This is a genomic window from Pelagicoccus sp. SDUM812003 (genome assembly GCF_031127815.1).
Classification (GTDB): domain Bacteria; phylum Verrucomicrobiota; class Verrucomicrobiia; order Opitutales; family Opitutaceae; genus Pelagicoccus.
In genome coordinates, this window is record NZ_JARXHY010000003.1 from 454856 (window position 1) to 471531 (window position 16676).

Sequence of the window (16676 nt, forward strand, 5' to 3'; positions counted from 1 at the left end):
CGACCCCCGTTCGGAGGTCGCGTCTTGCTTGGCGTGAGTTGGGCCCTCGAGCGTTGCTATCGAAAGAAGAAACGGCGGGTGTCGTTGAGACTGATCTTCACGAGAACCGGGTCGTGATCGGACGAGCGCTCCAGAACGCTGGCGTCTTGCATGAATTCGTCGAGATAGGCTGCGTTGATGTGCGCGATCTCGGCTTTCGCCACTCGCTTGGCGAGTTTCTGGCTTACGAGGAAGTGGTCGAGCGCCTGGCTGTTGCCTTCGTAGACGTAGGTGAAGCGACTGTATTCAGGGATTCGAGACACGATGAGATTGTCCAGCGGATGCTTGGTGCCGTCGCCTTCGATGATTCCTAGGGTATGGTTTTCGCCCTCGCCCGGTTCGGCGAATTGGAAGTCGTTGAAGTCGCCAGTCACGATAAGGTAGGCGTTTTTCTCTTTTTCTAGGATCAGGTCCGCGAAATCGCGAACGACTTGGGCTTGCAGCTTGCGCTGGATTTCCGACTCGCGAACGGCGGGCTGGTTGGCTCCGTAGAGCGGTTCGTCGCCTCCCTTGCTCTTGAAGTGGTTGTTGACGATGGTCAACTCCTTGCCGTTGGCTTTGAAGACTCCGACCAGCGGTTCGCGGCCTTTGCTGGCGCTGGTTGCTCCGAACGCTTCTGAAACGCCTGGCACGATGTCGTCGCTGATCTGGTAGTGGTTTTTCAACGACACTCGACGTTGGTCGAATAGGAAGCCGGTTTCGATGCCGCGAGCATCGCTGGTCTCCAGGGAGACGGCGGTGTAGTCGACGAGGTGGTGAAGCTTGCCGTTGATGCGATCTGCGAGGAGTTGCAGCACGGCTTGGTTTTCCACTTCCTGGACGCAAACGATTTCCGGCAGGCCGAGCCCGATGCCGATGGTGGCGGCGAGTTTGTCGAGTTTGGTTTCAAGATCTTCGGTAGCCGGTGTCGAACCTTGGTCGTTCTTATCGGGGTTGTCCTCAAGGTCGAAGAGGTTTTCCGTGTTGAGGGTCGCTACGTCGATGTGCTTGCGATCGATAAGCGCTTTCAGATAGGCGACCCACCAGTGGAGAGGTCTGATTTCCGTGGCGGTCTGTTCGATGGTAGCGTTCCCTGTATCCGTAGGCTGGATACGGTAGTTGGAGAATTCGTAGTGTACGACTCCGGTGAGGTCTTCGAACGAATCTCCAGGCATCACTACGAACGGTTCGTCGAGAGTGAGGTCGTCGACAAGGATCCGCTCGGGATTGTAGTCGACTTCCTGATCGCCGATGGGGCGCAGTATCATCTGCCCGTACCAGGGGGAGAAGCCGGATCCTGGCTGGGCGTCTGCGCCGGTGACGATGTGGAACTCGCCGTAGCGGTTGGTTGAAGCCACCACCAGGCCGAAGGGGATCTTCACCCGCATGCCTTCGAGGGATTCGAGCAAGGCGATGGCCTCGGGGATGGACTCGTTTGGCATGTCGCTGATCACGATTGGGGCTGGCAGCGGGTTGCCGCTGGAAAGAACTTCCACCTTCGCAGAGGTAAGTTCTGTCACTGGAAGATCGGTCGGTCGAGAGCCGCTGGCGTACTCGGTGACGCTTGCTTGGAGACGAACGAGGTCTCCCGTTTCGGGCACGATATCCGAGCTGTAGACAAAAATGCCGTCGGACGTGCGGTGGTCTCCGTCGCCATCGGAGTCTTGTATCCAAAAACTGTTGCGGTCCGCAGTCACCGCAGTCACGACGCCTTCGGTGACGATTCGCTCGCCGATCAGTGGAGAAATCTCCGACGCTCCTTGGATATCCATGATGGTGACTTCTGGGATGGTCGGCTCGGGGCCGAAACGGATGTTGTCGATATAGATTCCTTCCGAGGCAGCGTTGCTTTCGAGCGAGAACTTTACGGCTGCGTAGCTGGCGCCAGTGAGGTCTGTGGAAAGGGTGATCCAGCGACCTTCGATATCGAGGTCGTCAATGTCCTGCCCGGTGGAGTCGAGCAGGGGAGCTACTCCGAGGTCGCTCTCCACCCACACTTTGATGCGATCGGAGGATTCCCAGCTCGTCGAATTGACATAGACATCCACGAGCAGGGTCGGGATGGCTTCTACCAGAGCCATGTCGATGACGTCTAGCTCGACGCGCACGATCCCGTCCACGTCTGAAAGCTGGTACCCTTGGCTCCCATCGGGGAATGCTCCCACGTCGCCAGTGTATGAGCTGACTCCGATAAAGTCGCCGTCGCTAAGCCCCTCGCCCCCGGTGCTTTCGTAGAACGAGCGGAATCCGACCTCGTTTCCACCTGCGTAGTAGACGCTCGCTTGTCCGGCGTTGTTTGCAAGCTGGTGGTCGGTTGCCGAGTCTGGGTCGGCGTACTTGCCTCCGGTCGCGGGTTCTTCGAAGCTGGTGTAGGTGGAGTCGGAAAAAACGACCTCCGGATCGTCGCCGTCGCCCGGATTTCCGTCGATGGCTTGGTCGGTGAAACGGATGTTGTCGACGTATAGGTTTTCGCTGCCGGAGTTGGAATCCAGCTCGATGCGCAAGGTGGCCCAAGCGGAGCCGCTCAGATCCTGATCGAGGGTGAACCAAAAGCCTTCGATGCCAAGGTCGTCGATGTCGGAGCCCGCGGTGTCGAGCAGGTCGTAGGTGGCGCTCTCCGTTTCGGCCCAAATGCGGATGCGATCGTTCGACTCCCAACCGGTGTCGCTCACGTAGAGGTCGAGAGATAGGGTCGTTTCTGGGTGGGAGGACAGGTCGACTGTGTCGATGGTCAGGCGCATGACGCCGTCCGGATCGTTGATTTCGAATCCGTTCGTTCCGTCCGGGTAGCTCCCAACTTCGCCGGTGTAGCTAGTGACTCCTACGAAGTCGCCGTCGGTGAGTCCGACGTCGTTCCGGGTGTTGTAGTAGGCGGAGCTGAAACCGAGTTCGTTGGAGCCGGTCAGATTGACCAGAGGCTGATCCGGATTGTTGACGAGGGGGTGGTCGTCGCCGGCGTCGCCGGTGTCGGTGTAGTTGCCCGAGAAGACGCTGGCCTCCTCGAAGCTGGTATAGGCGATGGTGTCCGCCTGCGAGCTGGCGGCGAGGAGGAGACTGCCAAGCGCCAGAGTCCTCCGAATCAGTGAGTTTGTCTTGAGCATTTGCATGGTTGGATCGTTTTGTAGTTGAAACGCAGATACCAAGGAGCTGCGTCTTTCGATTAGACCGAAGTAGCAATAGGACGCTGGCGGGTTTCGACAAAGGGATTAACCTGATTGAAACCTTTGAGGGAGATTTGTGACGAAAGCGTGGATACGGAGTTTGGCGGCTGCACGATTTGACATCCGGTCGTGGTCCGAAGGGGAGCGCAATCCGAGGGACCGGCGCATTGACAATCCCAGTGGCATGTGGATTGCTAACCCACGGACTATGAACGGGATTCTCCATCTCAGCTTTGTTTTGGCGCTTGTCTGTTTCCTCGGAGCCTGCTCTTCCGAAGGGGACAGCCCGCGTCGTTTGACGCTGTTCGTGGCGGCTAGCATGACTGATGTGATTCAGGAGGTCGGGGCGGCATTCGAAGCGGAAAGCGGAGCGAAGCTCGTTTACAATTTCGCGGGCTCTGGAGCCCTGGCCCAGCAAATCATCGCCTCGCCGCGGGCGGATCTTTTCATCAGCGCTAGCGAACGGTGGATGGATGAGGTGCAATCGGCCGGTCGCATCCTGGAGGGGGGGCGAGAATCGCTGCTTTCAAATAGCCTGGTGGTGGTGGCGAACCGCGAATCCGACTACAGGCTGGATGCGATCGAGGAGCTCTGTTCGCTGCCCTTCGACCTGTTGGCCACTGGTGACCCGGCGTTCGTGCCTGCTGGCGGCTACGCCAAGCAATACCTTTCGGGCGTTGCCTGTTCGGATGGGGCGCAATCCGTTTGGCAGAGGCTGGAGGGGCGGATCTCGCCGGCGCCTGACGTGAGAGCGGCGCTGTCGCAGGTAATCGGAAGCGAGGATGTGATCGGCATCGTGTATCGCACCGACGCGCTGGCTCGTGGTGACGATGTTGATACGATCTTTGAAATCGCTCCGTCGCAAGGTCCCGAAATTCTCTATCCGATCGGCATTTTGCGGCAGAGCCAGCAACTGGAGTTGGCCAGGGATTTCGTAGCGTTTCTTCGCTCGGACCGAGCCAGGCGAATCTTTGAAGCAGCTGGTTTCATCATGGCGCAATGAAGCGGGAAAGGGGCAGTCCAGCATGAACTCAGTGGCGTCGGTGGTCGCATCCACCCTGCTTTGGGCGTGCATCTCGACGCTGGTAGCGCTTGGGCCGTCTCTTTTGATCGCCTACCAGCTCGCCAAGCGGGAGTTCTGGGGGAAGAACGCGGTGTCGGCTCTCGTGAGCCTGCCATTGGTCCTGCCGCCAACTGCGGTGGGCTATCTGCTGCTCACCCTTTTGGCGGACGATGGTCCCCTGGGCCGCCGCGCCTTAGGCGTGGATCTAGATTTGCTGCTCAATTGGAAGGGCGTGGTGGTGGCGTGTTCGGTCATGTCGATGCCGCTGATGGTACGCACGGCGCGAGTGAGCTTCGAGGCGGTCAATCCTCGCTTGGAAACCATGGCTCGCACGCTTGGGTACGGGCGTATCCGCACCTTCGCTACGGTGACGTTGCCATTGGCGTACCGAGGGCTGATCGCCGCGGCGGTGCTCGGCTTGACGCGAGCGATGGGTGAATTCGGGGCTTCGGTGGTGCTGGCCGGAAACATCCCCGGACGTACGCAGACCCTGTCGTCGGCCATCTACAGCGCTCAGCAAGCAGGCAATGAAGGGCGGGCCAACGCGTTGCTGCTCGTCGCCTTGACGGTCGGATTTCTGGCGGTGTTCTTGACGGAGTGGTTGTCCCGTCCCTCGTCGAATTCGGCAAGCGGAAAGGGGGCCCGGTGAGCGATCCGGTTTTCGAAGTCGATCTGACGCTGAAGCAGGGCTCCTTTCTGCTGCAGCTGGATTTCGAGTCCCGTTCGCGAGTGCTCGGCGTTTTCGGGCCATCCGGCTCGGGCAAGACCACCTTGCTTGAAGCGATTGCGGGGTTGAGGCTAGGGGCGTCAGGCGTGATTCGAGTTGGCGGTCATGAATGGTTGAATACAAGCGAGAAGTCTATCGCTGCTGCTGGTGTTCGAAAAATCGGATACGTTCCGCAGGATCATCTTCTGTTTCCTCACTATTCGGTCAGGCAGAATCTGGAGGCTGGGTTTCGGCGGGCGGCGAAATCGGGCGTCGATCCCGGCCGTGTATTCAAGGAAGTGTTGCGCGTGCTGGAGTTGGAGCCATTGCTCGAGCGCATGCCGCACGAGCTATCTGGCGGGGAACGCCAGCGCGTGGCCCTGGGCCGTGCGCTCTGCTCGGGGCCGAGTCTTCTGCTGTTGGACGAGCCGCTCGCTTCGCTGGACATGAAGCTGAGGCATCGCATCCTGCCGTTTCTTGTTTCGGTGAAGGAGAGCTTTGATCTTCCGATCCTGATCGTCTCCCATAATCCGGTGGAGTTGCTGGCTTTGTGCGACGAGGTGGTGGTATTGCGGGATGGCTCCAGGGTGGCGCAGGGCCTTCCGACCGAGGTGTTCTCGCGGTCCGACGTTTATGCCACGGCGCGTTTGGACGGGTTTGAAAACATTCTGCACGCGGAGCTGATCGAGCAAGGCGAGCACGCTTCCAGGCTTCGAGTGGGGGATCCCGATCGGGGACAGGTGATCACGACCGAGCGCGTCGATGCGGAGGTCCACCAGGTCGTGACGCTTGGCTTGGCTGCGAATGAGATATTTGTCGCCAAGGAGCAACTACGCGGCGTATCGGCCCGGAACTTTCTTTTTGGCGCCGTGGATTCGCTGGAGTTTTCCGAGCACCGCTATCTGCTGGTGGCGCGTCTGGCCAGCGACCCCAGCGTTTCGGTGGTGGTCGAGCTGACCCGCGACGCGGTGGAAGAGCTGGGCATCGGCGTAGGCGACGACGTCTGGCTGTTTTTCAAGTCCAGTTCGGTCGCGGTGTACGCCTGAGAAACGAATGCTGCGCTAGCGAGGTTCGCCGAATCGGGAGCGAGCCAGTTCGATGGCGCTTTTCAAGCAGATCGCGAGTCCCGCTTCGCGTTTCTCGAGCGGTTGAGAGCTGGGGGCCTCGAAGGTGTAGGAGAGCGCTGGGTGGTGCTTGCTGATCCAGATCGCTTCGGGCCAGCCCTCCGGTTCGTCCGCTTCGCAGCGGTGCACGATGAGACCGGGAGCGTCGAGCTCGTGATCGTCGATGGGGCCTTTCGCTTGCAAGGTGATGTGCTGGGCGAGCTGGCGCTGCAGATCGTGAGCGAAGCAGCGCAGCGGACTGGAGTTGATTGCGTAGAAGTAGAAGCCGCTAAACTCCCAGTCCTCGTGCAGCGAGAAGTGCAGGGCGCAGCCCTGGGGCATATCTCGTCGCCACCAGCGGGTGAAGGCCTGGATCTCTTGGCTTTGCAGGCGCAGGAAGTCGCGGTTGAGGTCGATGCCGTCTCGATTTTCGCGAGTGCCGAGTCGCAGCCCGCTGGGATTGAGAGCTGGCAGCAGGATCCATTCGAAATCCTTAGCGAAGGCGTCGCTCTCAAGCAGGGACAGCAGGGCCAGAGGGCCAGCAGGTTCGTCGCCGTGCACTCCGGCGGAGACGAAGACGCGTTTATCGGTTTCGCCAGCGGCGGCGGGTTTGCGCCAGAGCGCGATGTCGTCGCCATCCACCCGCAGCAGCGAGGTTTTTTGAAACCCGTTTTCCCGGGCGCGGAGGTCGAAGCGTTCGCTGAAGCGCCCGTAGTCGAAAGGGGTTGGCGACGACGATGGAGGGGGTTCGTTGCGGGAGGAAGAGCCCATGGGGCTAAGCTTAAGCCCGCCAAGGCATTTGCAAGTGGTATTGCGTCCGCACCGCATTCTGACGGGCAACGCGCAGCGAAGCGGCCAGTGGACAGGCGTTTCGCTTTTCGCGAAGGGTTGCTCGAGGTGGTTAGGTAAATTCTCTGGGGTTTTCTGACTGTATGAGGCCTGATCGGTTGGCGGAAAGGTCGGCTCGGGCGAGATTTATCGAACCACCCCAAGGTTCTGTGTACGAATCAGGCCCCAAATCTGCTCCATGAAATTCTCCCTATCGCAACCTCCACTTTCAACCTCGTATCGCTGTCGTTCTGCGGGCTCGCCCTCGGATGTGGACAGTGGTGAAAATCGCAACGCTCCGCATCCATGAAGCCGCCGTTTTCAACATCGCTCGGTTATTACTTCGACGAGTCGCGTTGCATGGCGGAGCTGGCTTCGGATCGTCCAGAGGAAACGCTTTCCGTGATCGCCCGTCGCTTCAAGGAGCTCAACCCGCGAGCGCCGGTGAGCTATCGAGCGTTTTGCACTCGAGGCATCCAGCGGGCCAAGGACTACCGCTACGAGGCTGATTTCAATCGCTTTTTTCCGGAGGCCCAGAACGAGGAGTACGTCTTCGCCTGGTCCAAGATGTGGTCGGCGCTCGATGCGGAGATGATGTTCGACATCAATTGCTACGGTCCGATCGTGGTCTATCTCAACGGCAAGGTCGCTTGGGAGTCCAACATCTTCACGGAACGCTATCCGAACAAGCACAACCGCTTCACGTTGACCCTGCGCAAGGGCTGGAACCAGTTCGTCATCCGGGCGAAGAAGACCCGGGGCGGCTTCGGCTGGAAGTTCGGCTCCTGGCTGGGCAAACACCCCTATGTTTTCATGATGCCCTCCGCCGAGCGGTCCGGCCAGGAAGGTTGGCTGTACACGGATCCGTTTCCAGCCAAGGTCGAGGTGAAACCCGCGCTGGGGCAGTCGGAAGCGGACTCCAGCCACCGCTGGCACCCGTGCAACCGATGGGAAGCCTCGCCCCAGGAGAAGGGCGTTTTCGCCCGGATTTTCGGCCCGAAGGAGGGTAAGACCGCTCTGGGGTGGACCAAGCTGGAAAACGCCTCCGGGTGCTCGCTGCAGGTCGTCGCCAAAGGCCGGGCTCAAGGGAGCGTTCGCATTTTGCTGGATGGAAACGACGTCTGCGAGGTTGAGTCTGGGGAGACGATTCACGCCGAGTTTTCCGTCGAGCCAGGACGCCATGACCTGGTGGCGTTGTGCGTGGGAGACCAGGGCGGTTGGGGGTTCGACCTGGAGCTGAGCTCCGACGGTCCTGTCGCCACGAAGAGTCCCTGCGACCTGAAGGGAAGCTCGGAAACCTGGCTCTACGCGGGTCCGTTCGACGCTGAGCGCCCGCCTCGCTTCGACGACATGCGGGATTTCTACTTCGTGCATGAAACCAGCGATGGCCCGGGCTACTGGCGCTTGGACGCGCCGGACACCTACCTGCGTCTCTACAACGAGAATCCGTTGTTCGGGCGCTGGAACTACCCGCTGGGGGTCACGGTGTACGGCTTGCTGCACGCTGGTCTGGCCTTGGGGGATGAGGAGATCTGCTCCTACGTGCGCGACCACGTGCAGGTCTGTTGCTCGAGCTATCCCTATTCGCTCTGGGACCGGTCTCAGTTTGGCGGCCCGACGCACATGCACCGGCTGCTCTCAAGCATCGATAGCTTGGACGATTGCGGCTCCTTCGGCTCCAGCATGCTGGAAGTCGCTCAGCATTGCGACTTGAAGGGGTACGAGCGCATCGCCCATTTCGTGGCCGAGTTCATCGCCAACAAGCAGGATCGTTTTCCCGACGGGGCTTTCTATCGGCGGGAGATGATGCACGAGTTTCATGAGAACACCATGTGGGCGGACGACCTCTACATGAGCGTTCCGTTCCTGTGCCGCTACTATCAGCTCACGGGCGATCGGCGCTACGTGGACGATGCGGCCCGTCAGTTCCTCGGATTCCGCAAGCGCCTCTACATTCCGGAGGAAGGGCTGATGTCGCATGTCTACGACCTGCGGCGCGAGATGGCCACTGGCGTGCCCTGGGGTCGCGGAAACGGCTGGACCGTATTCTCTCTGGCCGAGCTGCTCGGCGTGCTGCCGGAGGATCACGAGAACCGGGAGGAGCTCCTTTCGTTCTTCCGTGAGCTCTGCGCGGGCATTCTCGCCCTGCAGGACAGCGAGGGCTATTGGCATCAGGTGCTGACTCATCTGGACTCCTATCCGGAGACCTCTTGCACGGCCATGTTCATCTTCGGCTTTTCGCGTGGCATCCGCCACGGCTGGCTGGAGGAGCCGGCTCCCTATTCCGAAGCGGTTTTCAAAGCGTGGACGGCCCTCAACCGGGCCTCGATCGATCGAGATGGAAACGTGTACGGCGTCTGCCGCGGCTCGGAGTTTTCCTTCAGCCCTGAGTACTACAAGAAGGACCTGCTTCCTCGGCTAAACGATACGCACGGCATCGGCATCGTGCTGTTGGCAGGGGTGGAAGTCATTCGACTCCGCGACTTCCAGGAAGCTGAAAAATCGAACCAATTGCTGGCATGAAACGAATCGGAGCGCGCGCGCACGACTTTGGAACCTGCTCGGCTCAGGAACTGGCTGAGCGACTGAAAAAACGGGGACTTTGCTGCGCCCAGCTGGCTCTGAACAAGGCCATCGCGGGCTTGGCTCTCAAGCCCGGCGACCTCAATCCGGGGCTGGCCTGGGAGGTCGGTGAGGCGTTTCGAGCGAACGGCGTGCAGATCGCGGTGCTTGGCTGCTACATCAACCCCGTGAATCCCGACGACGCTCAGCGCGGGGAGCTGCTGCGGTTTTTCAAGGACCACCTGCGCTTCGTGGGCGACATGGGCGGTAGCTTGGTCGGGCTGGAAACCGGCACCCCAAACGTCGACTACGCTCCGGATCCAAACACCGGCAGCGAGCAAACGTTTCAGGCGCTCGTGCGCAGCATCGCGGAGCTGGTGGAGACCGCGGAGGCGGTCGGCGCCAAGGTGGCAGTGGAAGCGGTGACGCACCACACCATATCCACTCCGGAAAGGATGAAGCGACTGATCGACGAGATCCGTTCGCCCGCCATGGTGGTGATCCATGATCCGGTGAACCTTATCAACGCCGAGAACTATCAGGACGAGGCCCGCATGATCGAGGAGCCGTTTCAGCTTTATGGCGATCGCATCGCCATCATCCATGCCAAGGATTATTCAGTCGAAGGCGGCGAGTATCGTCAGCTCGCCACCGGTCTCGGTCAGCTTGACTACGGACGCCTTTGCGGCCTGATCGCCAAGGACAAGCCGGGCATCAGCGTGCTGCTGGAGGACTCGGGACCCGATACCATCGAAGGCTGCCTCGCCCACATCGACAAGTTCTGGCCCGCCTAATAGCTTTTATTTGTATCTAGAAAACGATTACGAATCGCCGGCCGTCAGGCGATGTGAGACCCTAGCTGAGTGGCGGCATCCTGAAGGATCTTAGCGAAGCCCTTGATCTTCCTTCGCGTGAAGCGGTGCGTCGAGGCGGTGATGCCGATGGAGTAGGAGGCGGATTGAGCGTTTTCGAAAACCGGAACCGCGATGCAGCGAATGCCTTCGTGATATTCCTGCTCATCGATGGCGTATCCAGCCGAGCGGATACGTTCCAGCTCGCTCTCGAAGGCGCTGCGATCGGTGATTGTTTTACCGGTGTGACGCTCGAAGCTGAGCGACCCCAGCACCTTTTGCGTATCGGATTCGCTGCCAAAGGCCATGAGAACCTTGCCGGAGGCCGAGCAGTGGATGTCGGCCTCCGTACCGGGCCGCGAATGGGCCGCCAGCGGGTGAGGGCTGTCCTCTACCTCGAGGATCACAGTTCGCTTGCCGCTGAGCATGGCCAGTTGCGAAGTCTCTCCAGTGAGTTCGGTGACCTCCTTGAGAAAGGGGCGGGCGAGCTGATTGATGGTCGACGAATTGATGGCCTTTCGTCCGAGCCCGATCAGAGCGCCTCCCAGACGATAGGACTTTTCTTCGCGAAAGAGCCACCCTTGCTCGCAAAGCGTGGTGAGGATCCGAAACACGGTGCTGCGTGGCAGGGAAAGCGTATCCGCGATGTGCGACATGGTCAGCGGCTGCTGGGAGTCCGCGATCATCTGCAGTACCTTGCAGGCGTTCTTGAGGTTGGGAATGGTGTATTCGGACATGGGGATTCGGATTTCATATATGAAATCAAAAGTCAAATATGGAATATAGCGTTGACTCGACTCGGGCGCAACGGTTTGTTTTGCGGCCTGCATTTACCCCTGAACGCGAACTCAACCCTGATACTGTTTTATGAAGTACGAAGTACGTTACGCATGCCATCCAGGTGATTTCAAAAGCTACGACACCAGTCGTATCCGCGATGAGTTTCTCATCTCCGACCTGTTTGAAGACAACGAGATCAAGCTCGTTTACTCCTTGCTCGATCGCTACATCGTCGGCGGCGTCAAGCCTACCACCGACACGCTCGCTCTGGAGCCTTTTCTTGAATTGAAGGCGGAGCATTTTCTCGATCGCCGCGAGCTCGGTTTGATCAACGTGGGCGGAGACGCCACCGTGGTAGCGGACGGCACCACCTACACCCTCAAGTTCAAGGAGGCTCTCTATCTCGGGGCTGGCACCAAGGAAGTGACCTTCGCTTCGGTCGATGCGGCCAAGCCGGCGTTGCTTTATCTCAACTCCGCTCCCGCTCACCAGGCTTTCCCATCGCGTCATGTCACGCTGGAGGATGCCAAGATTCTCAAGCTCGGCGCCTTGGAGTCTTCCAACGAGCGTCAGATCAATCAGCTGCTGGTGAAGGAAGTGGTGCAGACCTGCCAGTTGCAGATGGGAATGACCGAACTGAAGCCCGGCAGCGTCTGGAACACCATGCCAGCCCACACCCACCTGCGGCGCATGGAAGCGTATTTCTACTTCCAGGTGCCGGAAGGCCAGTCGGTTTGTCACTTCATGGGCGAGCCAGACGAGACGCGTCACATCTGGATGCAGAACCACGAAGCGGTGCTCTCTCCCTCCTGGAGCATTCACAGCGGCGCAGGCACCTCCAACTACATCTTCATCTGGGGCATGGCCGGTGAAAACCTCGACTACACCGATATGGATGTGCGCCAGCCCAACGAGCTGAAGTAGCTTTTTCGAATCACTCCTTAGTCCCTCATCTTATGAATAACGAACTATTCGATCTATCGGGCAAGGTTGCCCTCATCACTGGCGGCACGCATGGCATCGGCATGGCTATCGGCAAGAAGCTCGGTCAAGCCGGCGCCAAGATATGCGTGAACGACATCTCCGAGGAGAAGCTCGAGAGCTGCAAGGCGGAGTACGCCGAAGCGGGCATCGAGGTCTACACCTTGGTCTTCAACGTGACCGACGAAGCGGACGTGGACCGCGGCATCTCTCAGATCGAAAAGGAGGTCGGCGCCATCGACATCCTGGTCAACAACGCCGGCATCATCAAGCGTATCCCCATTTTGGAACAGTCCGTTGAGGACTACCGCACGGTGATCGACGTGGACCTCATCGCTCCCTACATCGTGGGAAAGCGCGTGGCTCCTGGCATGATCAAGAAGCGCGCTGGCAAGATCATCAACATGTGCTCCATGATGAGCGTTTACGGCCGCAACTCGGTTTCGGCCTACGCCTCCGCCAAGGGTGGCCTCAAACTGCTCACGGCCAACATGTGCTGCGAGTGGGCCAAGCACAACATTCAGGTCAACGGTATCGGCCCGGGCTACATCGCCACGGCGCAAACCGCTCCCATCCGCGAGGGCAACCATCCCTTCAACGATCTGGTCATGACCCGTACGCCAGCGGCTCGCTGGGGCGAGCCGGAGGACGTCGGAAACGCGGCGCTATTCCTGTCGTCGCAGGCCTCGAGCTTCGTCAACGGCCACGTGCTGTATGTCGATGGCGGCATCCTGGCTAACTTCGGCTATGTCAAGGGCGAGAACGATCTCCCGGACGCCGAGCTTATCGATAAAGCGACGCTTTAGTTTCACTCGCGTCGATGCGGCTACGGTTTTAAAACGGTGCCGCTGACACGACGGGATTTCAAAGCTCCAGCGGCCTTTCGGCTTCTGGGGCTTTTTTTGTGTTAGATATATGAATACGAATAGGGACCTGGGGCTTTCTGGACGCGAAAGAGCCACCGCGATGGGTGGCTCTTGTGTTGCGTATCGAAAATTCGGCTACGGAGTGTCCTAGTAGTCGTAGTCGTCTGCGCCCGCGGGGGCGGCTGCCGACTTCTTCTTTTCGGGCAGGTCGGTGATCATGCAGTCGGTAGTCAGCAGCAAGCCGGCGATGCTGGCTGCGTTCTGCAGGGCTTGACGAGTGACCTTTGTTGGATCGACCACGCCCGCCTTCACCAGGTCTTCATAGGCGCCAGTGGCCACGTTGTAGCCCAGGTTGCCTTTGAGCTTGAGCACTTCGTTGACCACGGACGCGCCTTCCACGCCAGCGTTTTCGCAGAGCTGACGGAGCGGGGCTTCGATGGCGCGGCGCACGATGCGAGCGCCTTGCTTCTGGTCGCCTTCCTCCATCTTGGACAGTGCGGCATCGAGATCGGCTGCGGCTCGTAGCAGGGCTACGCCACCGCCTGGCAGGATGCCTTCTTCCACCGCTGCTCGCGTGGCGTGCAGAGCGTCGTCCACGCGATCCTTCTTTTCCTTGAGTTCAGGCTCGGTGGCAGCGCCGACATTGATGACGGCCACGCCGCCTGCGAGCTTAGCCAAGCGTTCCTGCAGCTTTTCGCGGTCGTAGTCGGAGGTGGTTTCCTCGATCTGACGACGGATCTGCTTCACGCGTCCTTCGATGTCGCTCTTGGAGCCAGCTCCTTCGATGATGGTGGTGTCTTCCTTGGTGATGGTGACGCGCTTGGCTCGTCCGAGGTCCTCCATCTTCACGCTCTCCAGCTTGAGGCCCAAATCCTCGGTGATGAACTTGCCGCCGGTGAGGGTGGCGATGTCCTGCATCATCGCTTTGCGTCGATCGCCGAAGCCGGGGGCTTTCACGGCGGCGACGTCGAGCGTGCCGCGGATCTTGTTGACCACCAGGGTGGCCAGGGCTTCGCCTTCCACATCCTCGGCGATGATCAGGAGCGGTTTTCCGCTCTTGGACACTTCCTGCAAGAGGGGCAGCAGATCCTTGAGGTTGCTGACCTTCTTTTCGAAGCAGAGAATGTATGGATTTTCCAATACGGCCTCCATGGTCTCCGCGTTGGTGGCGAAGTAGGGGCTGAGGAAGCCCTTGTCGAACTGCATGCCTTCCACCACTTCGAGAGTGGTTTCCATGGACTTGGCTTCTTCCACGGTGATGGTGCCGTCCTTGCCGACCTTGTCCATGGCGTCGGCGATGATGTTGCCGATGGCGGTGTCCCAGTTCGCGGATACGGTGGCGACCTGACGGATCTCGTCGGTGCCGGACACTTTCTTCGAGAGCTTGTGCAGGCTTTGCACCAGAACGTCGGTGGCCTGGTCGACGCCGCGCTTCAAGTAGATCGGGTTGGATCCTGCGGCGACGGATTTGATGCCTTCTTTATATATAGCGTGGGCCAGCACGGTGGCGGTAGTGGTGCCATCGCCCGCCGAGTCGGCGGTCTTGGAGGCCACTTCGCGAGCGAGCTGGGCGCCCATGTTTTCGTAGGGATCGGAGAGCTCGATCTCCTTGGCCACGGTCACCCCGTCCTTGGTGGATTTCGGGGCGCCGAATTTCTTGTCGATGAGGACGTTGCGGCCTTTCGGGCCCATGGTGACCTTGACTGCGTTGCACAAGGTCTCGACGCCGCGAAGGATTTTCTTGCGAGCGTTTTCGTCGAACACGAGTTGTTTTTTGCTCATGAACTTTTGATCTCCTTAGGAAGGGTTAGTTTTCGATAAGCGCGAGAATGTCGTCCTCGCGAACCAGCAGGTAGTCTTCGCCGTCGTACTTGAGCTCGGTACCGCCGTACTTGCTGAGCAAGATCCGGTCGCCTGCTTTGACGGGGAGCGGAGTGAGCTGACCATCGTCCGAGCGGGCGCCCGGACCGACGGCGATCACTTCGGCCTGCTGTGGCTTTTCCTTGGCTGCGTCTGGAATGTAGATGCCGCCGACTTGCTGGTTTTCCTCGTCGACTCGCTTCACCAAGGCGCGAGCTCCGAGAGGTTTGATCTTAGGTTTAGTGACAACGGACATTTCGTTTTCTCCTGATGGTTTCAGATGATTGATTGAGTAAAGGTAGGCGATAGGCGGTGGCTCACGGCCAGTTTCTTAGGAGCGTCGCCAGCCTGGCTATCGCATTCGTCGCTGACGATTAGCACCCGTAGCGCCAAGGATCGCGAAGGCGTTGAGATGCGTTTATAAGTTATTATCAGATAAAGGAATATAGTAGACTGATACGCTGCGTCGACGGTCCGGAATGTGAGTCATGGCTCGAGGTAGTCGGGGCGAACTGAGTCAAGTGAGACACGTTTCGCTCGCCGTGTCTCAGGGCGTCGCGTAGATGGGGGCGGGGCGTGACGAAACGGCCCACGATCAGACCGTCCGTTTAGCTTATGAATTCTACAAGATATTGGAGGATAATCGCTTGCAGGGTTTCGAATCGCGAGCCCCTGAGCTGGTCCGCTTTGTGCGTCGGCTGCTTTGGAGGTTGGGAATGTGGATGATCGACAAAAACGAAGTGGAGGAGCAGCGCTTCTCCAACCGGATGAAAAGCTTCGCACAGGTGGGCGGGATCCTGCTCGTCTACCTAGGTGTGGCCTGTTTGTTCTTTGGTTTGGCGGAGTCTCTGCTGCTGGCGGCCCTCTCTCTGGCTTTGGTCGCGTTGGCTGGTACTCGGGGGATGGAGCTCGCCCTGAGGCTGCAAGGTGGGAGACCGCTGCCGCGTCGCGTGGCTCCGGACCTTTGGAGGAAAACGAGCGATCTGGCGTGGAAGGCGGGACTGCCCTGTCCGCCGGATATCTATTTCTCGAACAGCGCCATGCCGAACGCCTTCGCGATCGGTACCCGGAGGCGCAGCGCCATCTGCGTTTCCCGAGGCTTGCTTGAACTGCTGGACGATCGGGAGTTGCAGGCCGCGTTGGCCCATGAGGTGGCTCATATTCGAAACGGGGATTCCTTCTCCTTAGGGGCGTCCGGTCAGTTGGGGGATATGGCTCGGGTGTTCTCTTGGCTGGGCGTTGCGCTGCTGGCCCTGAGCTGGCCTAGCTACTTGGCCCAAGGTTTGGCGTTTCCTTGGGTGGGGCTGGTTGCCTTGCTGGCAGCCCCTTCTCTCATCACAATGCTGCAGCTGGCGTTTTCACGCTCGCGGGAGTTCGCGGCGGATATCGGAGCGGTGGAGCTGGCGGCGGATCCGATCGCCCTCTGTTCGGCCCTCGCCAAGCTGGAAAGGGCGTCCGGCTTCTTCTTGCGGCGGTACTTTCTGCCGATGGGGCAGTCCAGCTGGCTGAGCACGCATCCTGCGACTAGCGAGCGCATCAGACGACTGGAGTCCATGCGGCGCCGGGATTGGGGTCTTCCAGCGTGGGTAGGCGAAGCCTTGCGGGGATTCATGCGCTAGAGGATTTCGAAGATGAAGGTCCCCCTTCGCGAGAATCGATTGGGTTTTTAGAAGTGGCTTCCGGGCAACCGCTCTGCGGGGATCCTCCAAAGGGATCAGGCGCGCGCCGGTTTCCGGTTTCATGAATCGAAACTCGCGTCGGCAGAAGCCGATATCGAAAGCGACTGGCTTTTCGTCGATAGGCGCGAGCGATAGGCGTTAGGTTGAGCCGATTCAAAAAGGAATCCTAGGGTAATGGCCTAGATAACGCAAATTTGTTGCGAAAAGTGGTTGCGCTA

General features: G+C 59.5%; 13 protein-coding genes. 8 read left to right on the forward strand and 5 right to left on the reverse strand.

All coding sequences use genetic code 11. The annotated features are described in order from the left end of the window. Positions 1–56 precede the first annotated feature (56 nt). A complete protein-coding gene (locus QEH54_RS06340) occupies positions 57–3119 on the reverse strand; it encodes an endonuclease/exonuclease/phosphatase family protein (RefSeq protein ID WP_309017805.1) in 3063 nt (1020 codons plus the stop codon). Positions 3120–3387: 268 nt separating this feature from the next. Here QEH54_RS06340 and modA point away from each other — a divergent pair, with 268 nt between their 5' ends. From modA to QEH54_RS06355, 3 genes are read left to right on the forward strand one after another with little or no spacing between them, the layout of a single operon-like run. Further along, a complete protein-coding gene (modA, locus tag QEH54_RS06345; RefSeq protein WP_309017806.1) occupies positions 3388–4182 on the forward strand; it encodes a molybdate ABC transporter substrate-binding protein in 795 nt (264 codons plus the stop codon). Between the two features lie 22 nt (positions 4183–4204). Continuing rightward, complete coding sequence (modB, locus tag QEH54_RS06350) at positions 4205–4891, forward strand: molybdate ABC transporter permease subunit (protein WP_309017807.1); 687 nt, start codon at positions 4205–4207, stop codon at positions 4889–4891. After that, positions 4888–5994, forward strand: coding sequence for an ATP-binding cassette domain-containing protein (locus QEH54_RS06355; RefSeq protein WP_309017808.1), 1107 nt, complete (start codon positions 4888–4890; stop codon positions 5992–5994). Before modB ends, QEH54_RS06355 begins: the two co-directional genes overlap by 4 nt. A 15-nt stretch (positions 5995–6009) precedes the next feature. Here the strand turns inward: QEH54_RS06355 and QEH54_RS06360 are convergent, their stop codons facing one another. After that, on the reverse strand, positions 6010–6822 hold the full coding sequence (locus QEH54_RS06360; RefSeq protein ID WP_309017809.1) for a M14 family metallocarboxypeptidase: 813 nt from the start codon (positions 6820–6822) through the stop codon (positions 6010–6012). 363 nt (positions 6823–7185) lie between these two features. Between QEH54_RS06360 and QEH54_RS06365 the strand changes: the two genes are divergently transcribed. Continuing rightward, positions 7186–9402 (forward strand): glycoside hydrolase family 88 protein, encoded by a 2217-nt coding sequence (locus QEH54_RS06365; protein ID WP_309017810.1) that lies wholly within the window; start codon positions 7186–7188, stop codon positions 9400–9402. Continuing rightward, positions 9399–10235, forward strand: a complete 837-nt coding sequence (locus tag QEH54_RS06370) for a sugar phosphate isomerase/epimerase (protein ID WP_309017811.1) — start codon at positions 9399–9401, stop codon at positions 10233–10235. Before QEH54_RS06365 ends, QEH54_RS06370 begins: the two co-directional genes overlap by 4 nt. A gap of 44 nt (positions 10236–10279) precedes the next feature. Here the strand turns inward: QEH54_RS06370 and QEH54_RS06375 are convergent, their stop codons facing one another. Continuing rightward, positions 10280–11029: an IclR family transcriptional regulator gene (locus QEH54_RS06375; protein ID WP_309017812.1), complete on the reverse strand. Its 750-nt coding sequence runs from the start codon at positions 11027–11029 to the stop codon at positions 10280–10282. Positions 11030–11159: 130 nt separating this feature from the next. Between QEH54_RS06375 and kduI the strand changes: the two genes are divergently transcribed. Beyond that, on the forward strand, positions 11160–11996 hold the full coding sequence (gene kduI, locus QEH54_RS06380) for a 5-dehydro-4-deoxy-D-glucuronate isomerase (protein ID WP_309017813.1): 837 nt from the start codon (positions 11160–11162) through the stop codon (positions 11994–11996). Between the two features lie 32 nt (positions 11997–12028). Further along, positions 12029–12859: a gluconate 5-dehydrogenase gene (locus tag QEH54_RS06385; RefSeq protein ID WP_309017814.1), complete on the forward strand. Its 831-nt coding sequence runs from the start codon at positions 12029–12031 to the stop codon at positions 12857–12859. Positions 12860–13066: 207 nt separating this feature from the next. On the opposite strand, the gene groL is transcribed toward QEH54_RS06385, so the two are convergent. Together groL and groES are read right to left on the reverse strand one after the other, a co-directional pair. After that, positions 13067–14701, reverse strand: a complete 1635-nt coding sequence (groL, locus tag QEH54_RS06390; RefSeq protein ID WP_309017815.1) for a chaperonin GroEL — start codon at positions 14699–14701, stop codon at positions 13067–13069. Between the two features lie 25 nt (positions 14702–14726). Further along, complete coding sequence (gene groES / locus QEH54_RS06395; RefSeq protein WP_309017816.1) at positions 14727–15035, reverse strand: co-chaperone GroES; 309 nt, start codon at positions 15033–15035, stop codon at positions 14727–14729. Between the two features lie 466 nt (positions 15036–15501). On the opposite strand from groES, the gene QEH54_RS06400 reads away from it, so the two are divergent. Then, positions 15502–16398 (forward strand): zinc metalloprotease HtpX, encoded by an 897-nt coding sequence (locus QEH54_RS06400; RefSeq protein WP_309017817.1) that lies wholly within the window; start codon positions 15502–15504, stop codon positions 16396–16398. The last annotated feature ends 278 nt before the right edge of the window (positions 16399–16676 follow it).

Coding starts and splice junctions, on each gene's coding strand:
- QEH54_RS06340 (WP_309017805.1), bottom strand. CDS start 3,119: ATGCTCAAGACAAACTCACTGATTCGGAGGACTCTGGCGCTTGGCAGT.
- modA (WP_309017806.1), top strand. CDS start 3,388: ATGAACGGGATTCTCCATCTCAGCTTTGTTTTGGCGCTTGTCTGTTTC.
- modB (WP_309017807.1), top strand. CDS start 4,205: ATGAACTCAGTGGCGTCGGTGGTCGCATCCACCCTGCTTTGGGCGTGC.
- QEH54_RS06360 (WP_309017809.1), bottom strand. CDS start 6,822: ATGGGCTCTTCCTCCCGCAACGAACCCCCTCCATCGTCGTCGCCAACC.
- QEH54_RS06365 (WP_309017810.1), top strand. CDS start 7,186: ATGAAGCCGCCGTTTTCAACATCGCTCGGTTATTACTTCGACGAGTCG.
- QEH54_RS06370 (WP_309017811.1), top strand. CDS start 9,399: ATGAAACGAATCGGAGCGCGCGCGCACGACTTTGGAACCTGCTCGGCT.
- QEH54_RS06375 (WP_309017812.1), bottom strand. CDS start 11,029: ATGTCCGAATACACCATTCCCAACCTCAAGAACGCCTGCAAGGTACTG.
- kduI (WP_309017813.1), top strand. CDS start 11,160: ATGAAGTACGAAGTACGTTACGCATGCCATCCAGGTGATTTCAAAAGC.
- QEH54_RS06385 (WP_309017814.1), top strand. CDS start 12,029: ATGAATAACGAACTATTCGATCTATCGGGCAAGGTTGCCCTCATCACT.
- groL (WP_309017815.1), bottom strand. CDS start 14,701: ATGAGCAAAAAACAACTCGTGTTCGACGAAAACGCTCGCAAGAAAATC.
- groES (WP_309017816.1), bottom strand. CDS start 15,035: ATGTCCGTTGTCACTAAACCTAAGATCAAACCTCTCGGAGCTCGCGCC.
- QEH54_RS06400 (WP_309017817.1), top strand. CDS start 15,502: ATGATCGACAAAAACGAAGTGGAGGAGCAGCGCTTCTCCAACCGGATG.